At 68.0% G+C, this 15,480-nt stretch carries 19 protein-coding genes; 10 read left to right on the top strand and 9 right to left on the bottom strand.

Annotation, left to right across the window (positions count from 1 at the left end):
- The first annotated feature begins 45 nt into the window (after positions 1 to 45).
- The 3 genes from argF (at position 46) to ACZ5TV_RS07380 (ending at position 2,462) form a co-directional block, all read left to right on the top strand.
- On the top strand, positions 46 to 945 hold the full coding sequence (gene argF / locus ACZ5TV_RS07390) for an ornithine carbamoyltransferase (RefSeq protein WP_379780624.1): 900 nt from the start codon (positions 46 to 48) through the stop codon (positions 943 to 945).
- A 159-nt stretch (positions 946 to 1,104) separates the two neighbouring features.
- Complete coding sequence (locus tag ACZ5TV_RS07385; protein ID WP_379780622.1) at positions 1,105 to 1,458, top strand: hypothetical protein; 354 nt, start codon at positions 1,105 to 1,107, stop codon at positions 1,456 to 1,458.
- Between the two features lie 89 nt (positions 1,459 to 1,547).
- A complete protein-coding gene (locus tag ACZ5TV_RS07380) occupies positions 1,548 to 2,462 on the top strand; it encodes an HFX_2341 family transcriptional regulator domain-containing protein (RefSeq protein WP_379780620.1) in 915 nt (304 codons plus the stop codon).
- A gap of 344 nt (positions 2,463 to 2,806) precedes the next feature.
- Here ACZ5TV_RS07380 and ACZ5TV_RS07375 read toward each other — a convergent pair whose 3' ends face one another.
- Entirely contained in the window at positions 2,807 to 3,733 is a 927-nt protein-coding gene (locus ACZ5TV_RS07375) for a transcription initiation factor IIB (protein ID WP_379780618.1), read from the bottom strand.
- A 162-nt stretch (positions 3,734 to 3,895) separates the two neighbouring features.
- Between ACZ5TV_RS07375 and ACZ5TV_RS07370 the strand changes: the two genes are divergently transcribed.
- Entirely contained in the window at positions 3,896 to 4,417 is a 522-nt protein-coding gene (locus ACZ5TV_RS07370) for a DUF7858 family protein (RefSeq protein ID WP_464384304.1), read from the top strand.
- Between the two features lie 70 nt (positions 4,418 to 4,487).
- Here ACZ5TV_RS07370 and ACZ5TV_RS07365 read toward each other — a convergent pair whose 3' ends face one another.
- The 4 genes from ACZ5TV_RS07365 to rnz all read right to left on the bottom strand — a co-directional run bounded on the left by ACZ5TV_RS07365 (position 4,488) and on the right by rnz (position 7,462).
- Complete coding sequence (locus ACZ5TV_RS07365; protein WP_464384303.1) at positions 4,488 to 5,267, bottom strand: AAA family ATPase; 780 nt, start codon at positions 5,265 to 5,267, stop codon at positions 4,488 to 4,490.
- Between the two features lie 53 nt (positions 5,268 to 5,320).
- A complete protein-coding gene (locus ACZ5TV_RS07360; protein WP_379781432.1) occupies positions 5,321 to 5,740 on the bottom strand; it encodes an HIT family protein in 420 nt (139 codons plus the stop codon).
- 81 nt (positions 5,741 to 5,821) lie between these two features.
- Positions 5,822 to 6,394 (bottom strand): hypothetical protein, encoded by a 573-nt coding sequence (locus ACZ5TV_RS07355; RefSeq protein WP_379781434.1) that lies wholly within the window; start codon positions 6,392 to 6,394, stop codon positions 5,822 to 5,824.
- A 135-nt stretch (positions 6,395 to 6,529) separates the two neighbouring features.
- Positions 6,530 to 7,462, bottom strand: a complete 933-nt coding sequence (gene rnz / locus ACZ5TV_RS07350; RefSeq protein WP_379781436.1) for a ribonuclease Z — start codon at positions 7,460 to 7,462, stop codon at positions 6,530 to 6,532.
- A 182-nt stretch (positions 7,463 to 7,644) separates the two neighbouring features.
- On the opposite strand from rnz, the gene ACZ5TV_RS07345 reads away from it, so the two are divergent.
- From ACZ5TV_RS07345 to ACZ5TV_RS07335, 3 genes are all read left to right on the top strand, one after another.
- Positions 7,645 to 8,076, top strand: a complete 432-nt coding sequence (locus tag ACZ5TV_RS07345) for an SHOCT domain-containing protein (protein WP_379781438.1) — start codon at positions 7,645 to 7,647, stop codon at positions 8,074 to 8,076.
- Between the two features lie 59 nt (positions 8,077 to 8,135).
- Entirely contained in the window at positions 8,136 to 8,441 is a 306-nt protein-coding gene (locus ACZ5TV_RS07340) for a DUF7538 family protein (RefSeq protein WP_379781440.1), read from the top strand.
- A 78-nt stretch (positions 8,442 to 8,519) separates the two neighbouring features.
- Positions 8,520 to 10,463, top strand: a complete 1,944-nt coding sequence (locus tag ACZ5TV_RS07335) for an ABC transporter ATP-binding protein (RefSeq protein ID WP_379781442.1) — start codon at positions 8,520 to 8,522, stop codon at positions 10,461 to 10,463.
- Positions 10,464 to 10,507: 44 nt separating this feature from the next.
- Here ACZ5TV_RS07335 and ACZ5TV_RS07330 read toward each other — a convergent pair whose 3' ends face one another.
- Entirely contained in the window at positions 10,508 to 10,906 is a 399-nt protein-coding gene (locus tag ACZ5TV_RS07330) for a DUF5789 family protein (protein WP_379781444.1), read from the bottom strand.
- A gap of 115 nt (positions 10,907 to 11,021) precedes the next feature.
- On the opposite strand from ACZ5TV_RS07330, the gene ACZ5TV_RS07325 reads away from it, so the two are divergent.
- Positions 11,022 to 11,783, top strand: coding sequence for a creatininase family protein (locus ACZ5TV_RS07325; protein WP_464384302.1), 762 nt, complete (start codon positions 11,022 to 11,024; stop codon positions 11,781 to 11,783).
- Positions 11,784 to 11,815: 32 nt separating this feature from the next.
- Here the strand turns inward: ACZ5TV_RS07325 and ACZ5TV_RS07320 are convergent, their stop codons facing one another.
- Positions 11,816 to 12,220, bottom strand: a complete 405-nt coding sequence (locus tag ACZ5TV_RS07320; RefSeq protein ID WP_379782514.1) for a DUF5790 family protein — start codon at positions 12,218 to 12,220, stop codon at positions 11,816 to 11,818.
- A gap of 165 nt (positions 12,221 to 12,385) precedes the next feature.
- On the opposite strand from ACZ5TV_RS07320, the gene ACZ5TV_RS07315 reads away from it, so the two are divergent.
- Complete coding sequence (locus ACZ5TV_RS07315) at positions 12,386 to 12,871, top strand: hypothetical protein (protein WP_379782516.1); 486 nt, start codon at positions 12,386 to 12,388, stop codon at positions 12,869 to 12,871.
- 41 nt (positions 12,872 to 12,912) lie between these two features.
- On the opposite strand, the gene ACZ5TV_RS07310 is transcribed toward ACZ5TV_RS07315, so the two are convergent.
- Together ACZ5TV_RS07310 and mdh are read right to left on the bottom strand one after the other, a co-directional pair.
- The gene (locus ACZ5TV_RS07310) at positions 12,913 to 13,710 is read right to left on the bottom strand and encodes an aldo/keto reductase (protein WP_379782518.1); all 798 of its coding nucleotides are present in this window, start codon (positions 13,708 to 13,710) and stop codon (positions 12,913 to 12,915) included.
- Between the two features lie 107 nt (positions 13,711 to 13,817).
- Positions 13,818 to 14,732 carry a malate dehydrogenase gene (gene mdh / locus ACZ5TV_RS07305; RefSeq protein WP_379782520.1) on the bottom strand — a complete coding sequence of 305 codons (915 nt, stop codon included), beginning with the start codon at positions 14,730 to 14,732 and terminating at the stop codon, positions 13,818 to 13,820.
- A gap of 121 nt (positions 14,733 to 14,853) precedes the next feature.
- Here mdh and ACZ5TV_RS07300 point away from each other — a divergent pair, with 121 nt between their 5' ends.
- Complete coding sequence (locus ACZ5TV_RS07300; RefSeq protein WP_379782522.1) at positions 14,854 to 15,447, top strand: DUF7474 family protein; 594 nt, start codon at positions 14,854 to 14,856, stop codon at positions 15,445 to 15,447.
- Positions 15,448 to 15,480: the final 33 nt, after the last annotated feature.

Raw genomic sequence — 15,480 nt, 5'->3', positions numbered from 1 at the left:
AACGCTCACACGTAACCGTACACGACGACACATCCACCGACACCAATGCCACTCGCCACCGACGACTTCCTCGATATCGACGACGTGACGCCCGCCGAACTGGACGCGCTGCTCGACCGCGCTGCCGCGATGAAGGCCGGGGAGACGGCTCCCCGACTCACGGACGCGACGCTCGGGATGATCTTCGAGAAACCCTCGACGCGAACCCGCGTCTCCTTCGAGACGGGGATGACGCGGCTGGGCGGCCACGCGATGTTCCTCGGGCCGGACGACATCCAGCTCGGTCACGGGGAGCCCCTCCGGGACACCGCCCGGGTGCTCGGCCGCTACGTCGACGGCGTGATGGCCCGGCTGTTCGACCACGAGGACGTCGAGACGCTCGCCAGGAACGCCGACTGCCCCGTGATCAACGGGCTCACCGACGAGGCACACCCCTGTCAGACGCTCGCCGACCTCCTGACGATCCGGGAGACGGTCGGCGAGGACGCCACGGTCGCGTGGGTCGGCGACGGCAACAACGTCGGACAGTCGTTCGTCGTCGGCGCCGCGATGGCGGGGATCGAGGTGTCGGTGGCGACCCCCACGGACTACGGGATGGACCCGGACGTGTTCGAGCGGGCGACTGCCTTCGGCGCGGAGGTGGAGCCGACGACCGACCCCGCGGCCGCCATCGACGGCGCGGATATCGTGTACACGGACGTATGGATATCGATGGGACAGGAGGACGAGCGCGCGGAGAAGCTCGCCGCCTTCGACGGCTTCCAGGTGAACGCCGACCTGCTCGACGGCACCGACGCGAAGGTGATGCACTGCTTGCCCGCCCATCGCGGCGAGGAGATCACCGACGACGTCCTGGAGTCCGATCGGGCGCTCGTGTGGGACCAGGCGGAGAACCGGATGCACGCACAGAACGCGCTGCTCGTCGAGCTGCTCGGTGACGCGTAGCCGGCGACGGGGTCGTTCCGCTCGCGGCCGCGCGGACGCGGATGGCAGGCGTTCCGTCGGCCGTTCCGGAAGGGATCGAAACGCGGTACGACTGTCGATCGCGACGAGAGGCGACCGCGTCTGCCGTCCTTTTATACGGTTCCTCGTGAACGATCCTCCATGCCGATCCCGTTCATCGGATCGATCGTCGCGTTCGTCGTCGCTCTGCTCGTGGGTGGGCTCGCCATCTACCTCAGCGCTCGCTTCGTCGTCGACGTCAACGACTACAGTCACGCCGTGGTCACCGCGCTCCTCGGCGCGCTCGGCTGGGCGCTCACGTCGTGGGTCCCGCTCGTCGGCCCGGTCATCGCGCTGGTCGTGTGGGTCGGCGTTATCAACTGGCGGTACCCGGGTGGCTGGGTGAAGGCGGCCGTCATCGGCGGCGGCGCGTGGGTCGCCGCGCTCCTCGTGCTTCTCGTCGTCAACTCTATCTTCAGACTCGGTATCGGCGCGTTCGGCGTTCCAGGCGTTTAACTCTGGACGGCCACCGGCTCGACCGTGCGCTCGAACGCGTCGGTCGGGCGAGTGGTGTCTTTTATATCGGTTCGGTCGATGTGAAACTCATGGACGTCACGGCCCCCCGCGTGTCCGAGCGTCGCGTCCACATCGTACCGCTGGGACACGAACGCGACCGCATCGTCGAACCCCTCCGCCGTCACCGTGCCGACGTCGTCTACCTCCTCGCGGACGCCCCCGATCGCCCAGGCGAGCGTGGTGCCGTCGATTTCGACGTCGACTTCGACGACCCGGGGGCGACCCGGGTCGACCCGAACGCGCTGACCGACTACCAGCGTGACGCTTGGGAGACCCTCGACGAGTTCGCCGAGGTCCGGGCGCTCCCCGTCGAGCTCGCGGACGTGTACGACGTGTTGGGGGTGACGACGACGGTCGCCGCCCGACACGGGGCGGGCGACGGCTCCGGCAGCGGCCGGGGCGGTCACACGACCGTACACGACAGCGATCGGAACGGACACGGAGGGAACCGGACCGGACGCGACAGGCTGTTCGCGAACGTGTCGACCGGACCGCGGGTGGCCGCAGTCGGGGTCGCGATGGCGTGTATGATCGTCGGCGCGCGCCCGTACAGCGTCGAGCCGGAGACCCACCACCACGACGTGCGGGAGGAGCCGCTCACCGCGGGGGTCGAGCGGACCGTCGACCTTCCGTTGTACCCGATGGACGCGCCCACACACGACCAGGTCGCCGTCCTCGGCCGGCTGTACGAGCGATCGAACGAGGACCGAACGACGGACAAGTGGAACCTGATCGAGTGGGCGCGCGGTCGCGAGCTCGCGTTCCTCAAGGAGGCCGGCGAGAGCCGCACGGCGAAGTACCGGGCCCTAGAGACGCGAGTGCTCGACCCGCTCCGCGACCGGGGATACGTCGAGCTCGAACCGGTCGGGCGGTCGGACACGGTGCATCTGACGGGAATCGGCCGACGCGTTTTCTTCGCGTTCCAACACAAGCTCGACGAGTAAGCGCCGCTCGAGCTACGCTGAACGCTGGGAGCCGCCCGAATTACGCTGAACGAACGTCTTATTCGTTCGATACGGATTGTACGGTTTGTCCGGATTGTTTACGACTAAGGTAGAACCGGGAACCGTCCCTGTGTTCAGATGCGTGACGTCGGGAGGCGGCCGCCGCCCTCCATCGGCTCTCGATCGGCCCTCCATCAGCCCTCCGCCGGTCCCTCCGGACGCGACGGTCCCCGTTGACGCCCGTCGCGGTCGCTTCCGGCGTCACGAGACGGCACTCGCCGTCGAGGCGGTCGACCCGACGTGTTCGTCGAGATCGTTCATTCCACCACGTAGGTCAGGCGCGTTCACTCCTCGCTCGTCAGATCCACGTACGTCCGGCGGATCGTCACGGGCGTCACGTCGGCGACGTCCGCGGCGTCCTGTTGGGTGCACTCGGTGTCGTGTTTGCGAGCCGCGGTGTACAGACAGGCGGCGGCGACGCCGACCGGATTCCGACCGTTCGCGATCCCCTCCTCGACGGCGCGGTCGGCGAGCTCGCGTGCACGGCGCTCGACGGCCGAGGAGCAGCCGAGCTCGGAGGCGAACCGGGCGAGGTACTCGACGGGCGAGGTGGGCCCGATCGGAAGACCGAGCTCGCGGTTCATCGCGTCGAACGCCGCCCGGTGTTCGGCCTCGCTCGCTTTGGCCGCCGCACAGACCTCGTCGACCGTGCGGGCGATGTCGGCGGTCCGGCAGGCGACGTACACGCAGGCACATGCGAACCCCTCCAGCGAGCGACCGCGGAGGAGGCTCTCCGACTGGGCGGAGTCGAACAGCGTGCAGGCGGTGTCGCGGATGCTCGTCGGGAGCTCGAGCGCGCCGGTGAGTCGGCGGATCTCCGTGTAGGCGTACACCTTGTTGCGGTCGCGTTTCGTGGCTATCCGGGCGCGGTTGTGTTGGGTGCGCATGCGGGCGAGCCGTCGACGCTTGCGACCCTTGACACGGGTCGAGCGACCGATCTCCGTGGAGAGTCCGCGGTCGTGACGCGAGCGTGTCAGCGGCGCGCCGGTACGTTTCGGGTTCGTGTCGTCGTCCGCGAACGACCGCCACTCGGGGCCATGGTCGATGCGGTCGGCCTCGACGACAAGTCCGCACTCCGTACAGACCCGTTCCGCGCTCTCGACCCGGGTCCGACCGGAGCACTCGGGGCACTGGTCGACCGTATCGATCTGGGTGGCGTCGGTGGTCTCGGAGCGGTTCGAGCGGACGTGGGTCGGACGTGCCTGACTCATCACAACTGAACCTCGGTCCCGATGCCTTACTTAAACCCCGGTGGATCGGGGGGTGATCGGCCGGATCGCCGCGCTTGGACCGACCGGTTATCGGTCGGTGATCTGCCGTCGACCCCGACGGAGTACGGTGGTTTTATGACCAGGTGGGTGGCATCGGATGGCATGACGTTGTCGGATATCGCGGCCGGATTGGAGGTGACGACGGTCCAGCGTGACCGGGGGGTCGTCGTCGCGGACGACACGGAGACGCCGCTCGTCGACCGGCTCCGCGCACACGAGAACGCGCTGCCGTGTACGGCGGCAGCGACCGCGACGCTGGTGGACGCATACACCGCGGGGCGGAGTGTCGCCGACACCGCCGAAGAGGCGGGCGTGACACCGATGACGGCCGCGAAGGCGCTCCATCGCTGCGGCGTCGACGGCGTCTGTCCGCTGGCACCGACGCGCCGCGGGGTCGTCCGCGACTGGCTCGACGGGCGGATCTCCCGCCGGGAGGCGGTCGCGCTCACCGGGGGAGACGGCGCGGACTTCGCGCTCGCGGCGTACATGGAGACCCACGACCCGATACCGGCGGCGGCGAACGCGGTGGAAGCCGCGGTCGCCGGGTCGTCACCGCTCGGTGGAGCGCTCGGTTCCACGGATCCCCTCGGGGATGCCGTCGGCTCGCCGGACGACCTCCGCTAGGCGACGGTCGTGAACGGTCCGGTCGGTAGACGGTGAGCGCGGGAGAGGGAAGACGTCGCGGTCGGAGTTCTCAGTTCCGGAGCCGCTCGAAGAGCCCCGCATCCGCGAACTCGACGTCGACACTCGTGTCGAACAGCCGCGCGTAGCCGTCGACCATCGCTTCGGCGTACGCCATCGATCCGTCCGCGACGACCGGGGCGGCCGCCACCGCCGGGTCCGTCGGCGGAAGGACGACGTCCGCGTCGTCGAGCGCCGCGTCGGTCTCCGTGTCGATCCCGCGCCGTACCGCGACGCTCGCATCGACCGTCGTGCCTACGTCGGCGATCCGGCCACGGAGCCGTTGGAGAGCGTCAACGCCGTGTGGCGTCGCCGGCCGAACCGCGCCGACGCGGTCGACGGACGTGACCGCGGCGACCGCCTCGTTCGAGGCGACCGGCGAGGTATCGACGACGACGGCGTCGTAGCCGGTCGTGGCCTCGTCGATACGCCGTTCGAGCTTCCGGGCAGCCTCGGCGGTCTTCGCGCGAGCGACCCGCTCGAACGGGGCACGGGCGGGTATCAGATCGACCTTCCCGGAGAGGTCGTTCAGCTGGTCGGCGGCAGCACCGTCGCCGGCGAGCGTGTACGTGGCGGCCGACAGCGACACGCCGGCGTCATCCGTAATGAGGGCAGTGAGGTCCGTGCCGATACGGTCCCGGACGTACTCCGAGAGTCCCTGAGTGGTAAACGCGGCGTCGATCACGGCTACGTTGCGGCCACCGCGGGCACCGATCGCCGCCAGCTCGACGGCCGTGCGTGTCGTCCCCGCGCCGCCGGTCGCCCCGACCAGCGCGAGCGTCGTCGCATGCATACCCACGTACTCGTGGATCCGCGCTTAACTCTGTTGAACGAGGTTCGAAGCCGTTATCCGGCGATATCGGCAGCGATGGCGTCCAGCTCGTCCTCGGAGAGGTCCGGCCGATCCCCGCCGACCGCGTGGAGGGGAGCGCCCCCGTCGCCCTCGAATCGCGGGATGACGTGGACGTGGACGTGCGGAACCTCCTGACCGGCCGCCGCACCGTCGTTGATCCCGACGTTAGCCGCGTCGGCGTCGACGGCGTCCTGCACGCGCGGCGTCAGCTCGGCGACGACGTCGAAGAGGTCGCTCGCGAGCGCGGAGTCGAGATCGCCGACGTGTCGGGCGTGTGCTTTCGGGATCACGAGCGTATGGCCCGCCGCGAGGGGGTTCGCGTCGAGGAACGCCAGCACGTCGTCGGTTTCGTGGACCGTTCGTGCCGGGATATCGCCGGCGACGATCGAACAGAACACACAGTCATCGGACATACGCGAGGGGTCGGTGCCGCGGCGTATCAAGGTTTCCCGGCGGGCGGTAACGCCGGAAAGGGCCCGACCAGCGGGCGGCGGTCACTCGCCGTCGGAAACGGCCGGGTCGTCGTTCGGTTCCGCGGAACCGTCGTCGACGTCACCCCTGACCGTCCCGCCGACGACGAGCGCGGCCCCGATGATCACGAGGTTCTTGATGATGTACTGCCCCTCGACGGTGAGCTCGTGCGGGAAGGTGACGAAGACGACCTCCGGAAGGAGGACGACCGGCAGGAACGTGCCGGGCATCTGGAGGAACAACAGCAGGATCCCGACGCGGATGAGCGGACGGTACAGGAGACACAGTCCGATCAGTACCTCCCAGACGCCGAGGATCGGGACGAACACGTCGGGCGGGACGACGTACACCGTCGCGGAGACGAGCTCGGCGGCCGGGCTCCCGCCGATCACTTTCAACCCGCCGAACCAGATGAAGACGACGCCGAGCGCGACGCGGAGCGCCGGGATCCCGAGCCGGTCCATCTGTCGAGCGATCTCGCGGTCGAGACGGTCGAGCCGCGCCTGCAACGTGTCTCCCGGCTCCGCGCCTCCCGGCTCCGTGTCTCCCGGCTCCGTGTCAGCTGCATCGCCGTCGGCGGTCTGTGGGGCGGGCATCAGCTATCACGATCCATACGCCTCCAACACGCAAAAACCCACGTTACGGGACTAAAACATGCGAAATCAGCAGTTCGATCGTGAGGAACCGAACGGTGGTGGCCGGGGAGCCCAGCGAACGTCCTCCAGTCAGGCTCACTCCCCAGTGTCGGGGTACGGGACCTCGATCCGGTCGCCGTCGTCCGGGAGCAGACACTCGCCGTCGAAGGCGTCCCGAGCGTCACGGAGGATCGGGGAGGCGTCGCCGGCGTATCGCGAGGAGACGTGGACCAAGGCGAGCCGCTCGACGCCCGCGCGGGCGGCGACCCCTCCCGCCTCGCGACCGGTGGAGTGGGCAGTGTCGCGGGCGCGGTCGGCCATGTCATCGGCGAAAGTGGCGTCGTGAACGAGCAGGTCCGCGCCCTCGGCGACCTCGACCGTCCGTTCACGGGGTCGGGTGTCCGCGGTGTACACGAGCGTGCGGCCGGGTCGCGGCGGACCGACAACCTGATCTGACTCCACGACCGTCCCGTCGTCGAGCTCGACCGACTCGCCGGCGTGAAGCCGGCCGAACGCGGGACCGACGGGAACGCCGAGCGCCTCCGCCTTCGGCCGATCGAAGCGACCCGGACGGTCGTCCTCTTCGAGGACGTACCCCTGTGACCGAGTCCGGTGTGTCGTCTCGAAGGCACTGACGGTGTAGCCGTCGCCATCGAACGTGACCTCGCCCGGAGCGACCTCTTCGATCCGGATCCGGAAGGCCGGGTCGTGACCGACCGCGTGAACCAAGTCGTGGAGGTCGTCACGCGTGCCGGGCGGACAGTGAATCGTCAACGGATCCTCGCGGTCGTTGAACCCGAGCGTCTGAACGAGCCCCGGGATCCCGAGGACGTGGTCGCCGTGGAGGTGTGAGACGAACAGGTGGTCGATCCCGAAGCCGGTCCCGTACCGCATTATCCCCCGCTGGGTGCCCTCGCCGCAGTCGAACAGCAGGCGGTCGCCCTCGCGGTTGACGAACAGCGCGCTCGGCGCGCGTTCCACGGTTGGAACAGCGCCGCCCGTACCGAGGAACGTGACGCGAAGGGACATGGCCGGGTTTCGGGGCGGAATTTATAAACCGGTGTCGATGACGGCGTCGGGGCCACGGACCGAGTCGTCGACGCGAACGCCATCGCCGACGGGGTCCGACCGGCGGCAGTGCGAGGTGATCGGGGGCCAACGAAACGGCCTGCGGCGGTGGTTTTTATATCATCCGTGTGGGTCGATCGGCCATGGTCCGGCTCTCCGACGGGGTCCGTCGAGACCCGGAAGACGCGGTGTTCGCCCTCTGTTTCGCCGCGACGATCGTGTTTGCCGCACTCGGGTGGTGGAGTGCGGCGGTGACCGCATTCGCGCTCGGTATCGGGGGCGCGATCGTGATCGACGCCCTCTGGCCTGACGGCTTCGCGAGGGACACCGGCGAGAGGGACACAGCCGCGAGCGACACCGAGTCGACCGCCGACGCGCTCGACACCCTCCGGGACCGATACGCCAGCGGAGACCTGGGTGACGAGGAGTTCGAGCGGAAACTGGAGGCGTTACTGGAGACCGAGACGCCCGACGGCGCGCGGCGGCGGGTCGAACGTGATGCGGACGTGGTCGAGAGGGATTCGGGATCGATAGAACGCGATGCGGAGCCGGGAGATCGGATCCGAGAGGACTGATGTGCCCCTCGACGACCCGTCGGCGACACCGACATGTGCCCGCCGCCCCCACTGCGATCATGAACGATTCGATCGCTGCGCTCGTTCAGCAAGACGGGTGGCGGGCGGAGGGCGATGCGGCACGTGTCCACTACGACGGCGGGGGCGACCGGTTCGCCGTCGAATACTACGCCGGAGCCGAGACGGTGCTCTACTGGACGGTCCCGAACGACACCGGTGTGACCGAGGCGAGCGACACGGACGCGGGAGCGGGAACGGCCCATCCGGTAGCGCGCGCGAGCGTTCCGAACCCCCTTCGAGAGCGGATCAGGCGGGATCTCTCGGCTGCAAACGTCGATCCGGCCGTCGAGAAACGGGAGATCTGAGGTGTCTCCGGCAAGGCGTGCCGACGTATTTCGGTTCGAAGGAAACATACTTGCGGCACCTCACATGTGTGAACGGTAATGAGTAGCATCGACTGGGAGAAAGACGACCCGTTCGAGGAACAGCGGGACAAGATCGAGAACCCGATGAAGCGGCTGTTCGTCGTGTACGGGCGGGACTACCTGTTCCCCGTCAGTGTCGGCATCTTCGCCAGCGTCTTCGCTCGGCTGCTCGACCTCCTCCCACCGCTCATGTTAGGTATCGCCATCGACGCGGTGTTCCGCGAGGAAGCCGTGTTCAGCGAACAGATCCCCCTCGTCCTCCTCCCGGAGGCGTGGCTGCCGGCGACACAGACCGAGCAGTTCTGGTTCCTCATCGCCGCCATCGCCGGGGCGTTCTTCTTCGGCGCGGCGTTCCACTGGGTCCGTAACTGGGGGTTCAACGCGTTCGCTCAGAACATCCAACACGACATCCGGACGGACACGTACGACCAGATGCAGCGGCTCAATATGGACTTCTTCTCGGATAAACAGACCGGGGAGATGATGTCCATTCTCTCGAACGACGTGAACCGTCTCGAGCGGTTCTTGAACGACGGGATGAACTCGATGTTCCGGCTGTCCGTGATGGTCGTCGGGATCGGTGTCCTCCTGTTCTGGATCAACTGGCAGCTCGCCTTGGTCGCGCTCCTCCCCGTCCCGCTCATCGCCGGGTTCACGTACATGTTCATCAAGATCATCCAGCCGAAGTACGCGGAGGTCCGCTCGACCGTCGGGAAGATGAACTCCAGGCTGGAGAACAACCTCGGCGGCATCCAGGTGATCAAGTCCTCGAACACCGAGGATTACGAATCGGATCGCGTCGACGACGTCTCCTACGACTACTTCGACGCCAACTGGGACGCGATCGAGACGCGGATCAAGTTCTTCCCCGCGCTCCGCGTGCTCGCGGGTATCGGGTTCGTGGTCACGTTCATCGTGGGCGGGTTGTGGGTGTTCCAGGACACCCCGCCGGGCCCGTTCACCGGCGAGCTCTCGGTGGGGATGTTCGTCGTGTTCATCCTCTACACGCAGCGGTTCATCTGGCCGATGGCGCAGTTCGGCCAGATCATCAACATGTACCAGCGCGCCCGCGCCTCCTCCGCGCGGATCTTCGGGCTGATGGACGAACCCTCGAAGCTGGAGCAGAACCCCGACGCCACGGAGCTCGTCGTCGACGACGGCGAGGTCGTCTACGACCACGTCACGTTCGGTTACGACGACGAGACGATCATCGAGGACATCGACTTCACCGTGGAGGGCGGCGAGACCCTCGCGCTCGTCGGCCCCACCGGTGCCGGCAAGTCGACGGTTCTCAAACTGCTGTTACGGATGTACGACGTCGACGAGGGGGCGATCCGGATCGACGATCAAGACGTCAGCGACGTCACGCTGCGGTCGCTCCGCCGCTCGCTCGGCTACGTCGGCCAGTCGTCGTACCTGTTCTACGGGACGGTAAAGGAGAACATCACCTACGGGACGTTCGACGCGACCGACGAGGAGGTGATCGAGGCCGCGAAAGCCGCCGAAGCACACGACTTCATCCAGAACCTCCCCGACGGCTACGACACGATGGTCGGCGAGCGGGGCGTGAAGCTCTCCGGCGGCCAGCGCCAGCGCGTCACCATCGCCCGTGCCGTGTTGAAAGACCCCGACATCCTGATCCTCGACGAGGCGACCTCGGACGTGGACACGGAGACGGAGATGCTGATCCAGCGCTCGCTCGACCGGCTCACCGAGGAGCGGACGACGTTCGCAATCGCCCACCGGCTCTCCACGATCAAGGACGCGGACACGATCCTCGTGTTGGAGGGCGGTGAGATCGTCGAGCGAGGGACACACGACGAGCTGCTGGAGAACGAGGGGCTGTACGCCCACCTCTGGGGGGTCCAAGCCGGGGAGATCGACGAGCTGCCACAGGAGTTCATCGATCGAGCACAGGAGCGGACGGCCCGAGTGCTAGAAGAGGCAGAGGACGACGACTGACCCGGGTCGGGTCGGGACACCCAACTCGAATCGGTTCGGCCGTCTCAGACGGAGGTCTGACTCCAGTCTCCGGGACCGTCGGTCCCGTCGCCGCCGTCGTCGCTCCCGTCGCCCGGCTCTTCACCATGCGCATCGTCGTGCTCCTCGCGTCCGTCTCCAGTGCCCTCGCTTCCGTCAGGCGACGATCGACCCTCGACGGCCGCCGGCTCGAGCGCGTCGAGGACCGCGTCACGGACCTGTCGCGGATCGCGAAACGTCGCCGCGTCGGCCTCCTGTAACACGGCGGAGAGACGGTCACTGCCGTCGGCGTGTTCGAGCTCGAAGCCGCCGTACTGTTCTATCAGCTCGGATCGGGTCACCGGATAGCTGTGTTCGCGGAGCGCCGGCTTCAACGGACCGAACGCCACGCCGTACACGGTGTTGGAGTCCTGCTCATCCGTCATACACCTCCCCTCAACGGGGAACGGATTAATTCCCAAGGTCGAGACTGCGACGTTCGGCGGGTGGCACCCAGTCTTGGACCGCCGGCTATACGACGCTCGCCCATTGAAGGGGGGTATGCGACTCGCGGACGCAACCTGGACCGACGTGCGGGACGCCGACGTCGACGTCGCGTTTCTCCCCGTCGGCAGCACCGAAGGACACGGCCCGCACGCCCCGCTGGGCACGGACACGCTGAACGCGGTCGCCGTCGCCGAGGCGGGCGCGGCGGCGTACGGAACGGACGAGGTGGACGGGATGGACGCCGATGGTGAGGCCCTCGTCGGCCCGCCGATTCCCGTCGGCGTCGCGGAGGAGCACCGCCGGTTCGACGGGACGATGTGGGTGAGTCCCGACACGTTCCGGGCGTACGTCCGGGAGGCAGCTGCCTCGCTGCCGGCTCACGGTATCGACCGCGTCGTGTTCGTGAACGGTCACGGCGGCAACGTCGACGCGCTCGCGGAGGTCGCCCGCCGGTTCTCACGAGACCCGACACACGAGGGGTACGCGGTGGCGTTCACCTGGTTCGACGCGGTCGGCGAGCACGGAAGCGACATGGGTCACGCGGGCCCGCTGGAGACGGCGATGTTGCGGGCGGAACACCCCGAGATGGTCCGCGAGGACCGCGTAGAGGCCGCTCGCGACGGCGGGGCCGACCACTGGGGTGAGTGGGTCTCCGGCGTGAACCTCGCTCACGACAGCCACGAGTTCACGGACAACGGCGTCGTCGGCGACCCGACCGCGGGCGACGCCGAGCGTGGGCAGGAGCTGGTCGCGCTCGCGAGCGAGGCGCTCGCGACGCTGGCGGCGGCCGTGGTGGAACGCGAAACGAGGAGATAAGATCCCCTCGCGGTCGTAGACAGCGGGATCGGCTACTCGTCGTCGCCGTCGGCGGCGTCCTGGAGCGCGCCGCGGATGGCGGGGACCGTCCCGGTGAGCGAGGACACTTCCTCGGCGGCCGACTCGATGTCGCCGACGAGCGACTCCAACTCCGTTATCTCCGCCTCGAGGTCCTCGGCGTCCTCGAAGGCGTCCGCGCGTTCGCCGAGCACGTACGCCTTCTTCGCCGAGCGGACGTGTTCGAGCGCGTCGCCGGCGTCGAGCGCCGACTTCAACCCGTTGAGCGCGCCGAGCACGTTGTCCGCGTCGGTCGTCCACACGGCGTCCGGGTCGGGGAGGGCGTCGCGCGCGGCCGCGAGGTGCTCTTCGACTTCGGCGCGGGTCTCCTCGGCCGCCTCGCCGAACAGGTCGTCGTCGTCGAACGTGGACTGACTCATGTCCGACCCGTCGTGCCGACGCCGTTTATACCCGAGCCCGGAAGTGAAAGTGAAATCGGAGGGTTACGGCCTCCCGTGAGGGGATTACTCCGAGCACGTCGATCAGTTTCGACTCGGTCCCGATCGCCGCCGATACTTATCCCTGTCGGGGGCAAACGGGGTCGTATGCCCTCCACGAGCAGACGTACCCTGATCGCCGGATCGCTCGGCGGGCTCGTCGCGGCGGTCGGCGGCGGTATGGCGTGGACAGCCTACGTGACCCGAGAACACGTCCGGTTCCGTCCGCTCCGCGCGGTGAACGAGTCCGACGAACCCGCCGAACTGGTCGTCACCGTCGTCGACGAGTCCGGCGACGCGGACGACGAGGTACACGAACCGACCCTCGCACCCGCAGGTGAGACGGGACACACGGCGACGCTCCGCGGGCGGTCGGTGTCGTATCCGGCCCCCTACGGAGTTACCGCCCGGTCGGGACGCGAGTCGGCGGGAGGTGACGGGGACGGGAACCGCGAGCTCGACCTTCCGAACGCCGAGATCGTCGATCGGCACCCCGAAATTGGCTGGGGCTCCGATGACGTCCGCGTGACCGTCGTCGTCGAGGTGGACGGGACGCTGTCGGCACGGGTCGGGGAGCCGCGCGAGCGGTACTGAGTCGACTCGCCGAGCGATCCGGCCGGGCGATGGTCAGGCTCTCAGTTCCACGGAGCCTCCTCGAAGTCGACGACGCGCTCCTCGCGATCGATAGCGTCGATCCGGTCGATGTCCTCGGCATCGAGTTCGAGCTCTCGTGCGGCCCAGTTGGCCTCGACGTGGTCGTGGGAGGCGGCCTTCGGGATCGGCGCGACACACTCCTTCGAGAGCAGCCACGCGAGGCTCACCGCGGCGGGGGTCGTCCCGTGTTTCGCGGCGATCTCCTGGATCGTGTCCACGTCGGCGACGCGGTTGCGGGCGATCGGCGAGTACGCAACGAGCCAGTGACCGTGCTCGCGAGCGAGCTCGTGGAGCTCGTCCTGCCAGCACAGCGGGTGACACTCGACCTGATGGGCGAACACCTCGTGGTCGAGTCGATCGATCGCCTCCGTCAGCTGGTCGGGGCGGAAGTTCGAGAGCCCGATCCGGTCGACGACGCCCTCGTCGACGAGGTGGTCGAGGGCGGGAAGCGTCTCCTCAGGGTCGTAGCTGTGGATCGGCCAGTGGACGTACAACAGATCGATCGAGTCGGTCCGAAGCCGGTCGCGGCTCTCCTTTGCGGTCGCGATCGCGTCGTCGTACGAGAGGTTGTCCGTCGAGAGCTTCGTCGCGACGAACAGGTCGTCGCGGTCGACCGCCGATCGCTCGACCCCGTCGGCGACGTACGACTCGTTGTCGTACCCCTGTGCGGTGTCGATGTGGCGGTAGCCGGTTTCGATCGCGTGGGCGACGCCCGAGGCGCACTCCTCTGGGTCCTCGAGCTTGTACGTGCCGTAGCCGAGTCTGTCGAAGGTGCTCATGGATCGGGATACCGCGCCAGGGACCAAAAAACGGGGGCAGTTCGAATGAGCCTAACCCCATTTCGGGTCGAACGTACCTGCTCGACCCTCGCTTCCTCCACCCTCGCCTACTCGATCTTCGCGTACTGCTCGGATAACTTCTCCGCGGCCTCGTCGAGCAGCTCCGACTCGTACTCGTCGAGCTCCCACTCGACGACCTCCTCGACGCCATCCGATCCGAGCTTCGCGGGAACGCCGAAGGCGGTGTCCTCGTAGCCGTACTCGCCGTCGAGCACGACCGAACACGGGAGCACTTCTCCGGTGTCGTTCAGGATCGCCTCGACGGTGTGGGCGACGCCGGTGGCGGGGCCCCACTGCGTGGCACCCTTCCGGCTGATCACGTCCATCGCCGACTCCTGGAGGTCTGCGAGGATCGCCTCCTTCTCGTCGGCGTCGAACGTCGGGTCGCGACCGTCCACGCGCACCTTCGAGAAGACGGGGGCCTGCGCGTCGCCGTGCTCGCCGAGGATCGTCGCCTCGACGTTCTTGACCGGCGCGTCGAACCGCTCCGAGAGGACGTACCGGAAGCGCGCGGAGTCGAGCCGCCCCCCGAAGCCGACCACCTGGTGGCGGTCGCGGTCGCCGACCTCGTACAGGTGGCGGTTGAGGAGGTCGACCGGGTTCGAGGTGGTGACCGTGACGAACTCGTCGTTGTGCTCGGCGAGCGACGAGCCGATGTCCTCCATGATCGGCGCGTTGTCGCCGGCGAGGTCGATCCGGGTTTGGCCCTCTTTGCGCGGGATTCCGGCCGTGATCACGACGACGTCGGAGCCCGCGGTGTCCGCGTACTCGCCCTGCCGGACGGTCGTGTTGGAGTCGTAGGCGATGCCGTGGTTCGTGTCGGCCGCTTGGCCGATCGTCGTCTCACGCTGGTCCGGGATGTCGACGAAGACGAGCTCGTCGACCACGTCGCGCAAGGCGAGGTTGTAGCCGGCCGCGGCTCCGACAGTCCCCGCCGCGCCGATGACGCTGACTTTTGTCATACCGTGTGGATCCGCGACCGGGCGGCGAGTAAACGTTTCGGAACTGCCGATTGCGGCCGTGAGATCGGCCGCCGGCCGCGTCGCGAAAACCCTAACTCCCGCCGGCGCACACCGTGTCGTAGTGCCGACGTTCCGTTACCCGTGTCCCGGCTGCCGGACCACAAACAGCCTCCACGACGCAGACTGCGAGTTCGAGGGAGTGAGCTGGCCGACGGTGGAGAAGGCGTACACCGACCTCCTCGCCGTGCTCACCGCCGAGCCGGAGGGGATCACCGAGTCGGCGCTCCGAGAAGCGGTCGCCGGCGAGTGGGACGGGCTCCACAAGGCCGCGCTCGGGACGCTGGAGCGTGAACAGCGCGTCGTCCGCGACGACGACCTCCTCAGGCTGCTCACCGCCGCGGAGTTCAAAGAGCGCGTCTCGGAGCCGACCCGCGAGCCGATGCGGACCGTGTACGAGCACGGGTCGGTCCCCGGCTGTCACGACAACGCCGTCTTCGCGATGATCGCGTGGTACGAGATGGTCGGGCTCTCCTGGCCGGAGACCCGGGAGAACGTGATCGGTTGGTTACGGGAGTCGGGCGCGTGGGACCGCGGCGGGTTCGAGGAGTCCTCGCCCGCGGAGCTCGTCGACTCGAAACGCCACGTGTACGACCAGGGGTACGGCTGGAAGGAGAAGGGTAGGGCCGCAAAAGGCGTCATCGAGCGACACGTGTGAGCGGCCGGGGAGCCAGCCGACTCATCCGGCCGG

The organism is Halorubrum tibetense (genome assembly GCF_055396225.1).
This window is presented reverse-complemented; position numbering and strand designations above follow the sequence as displayed.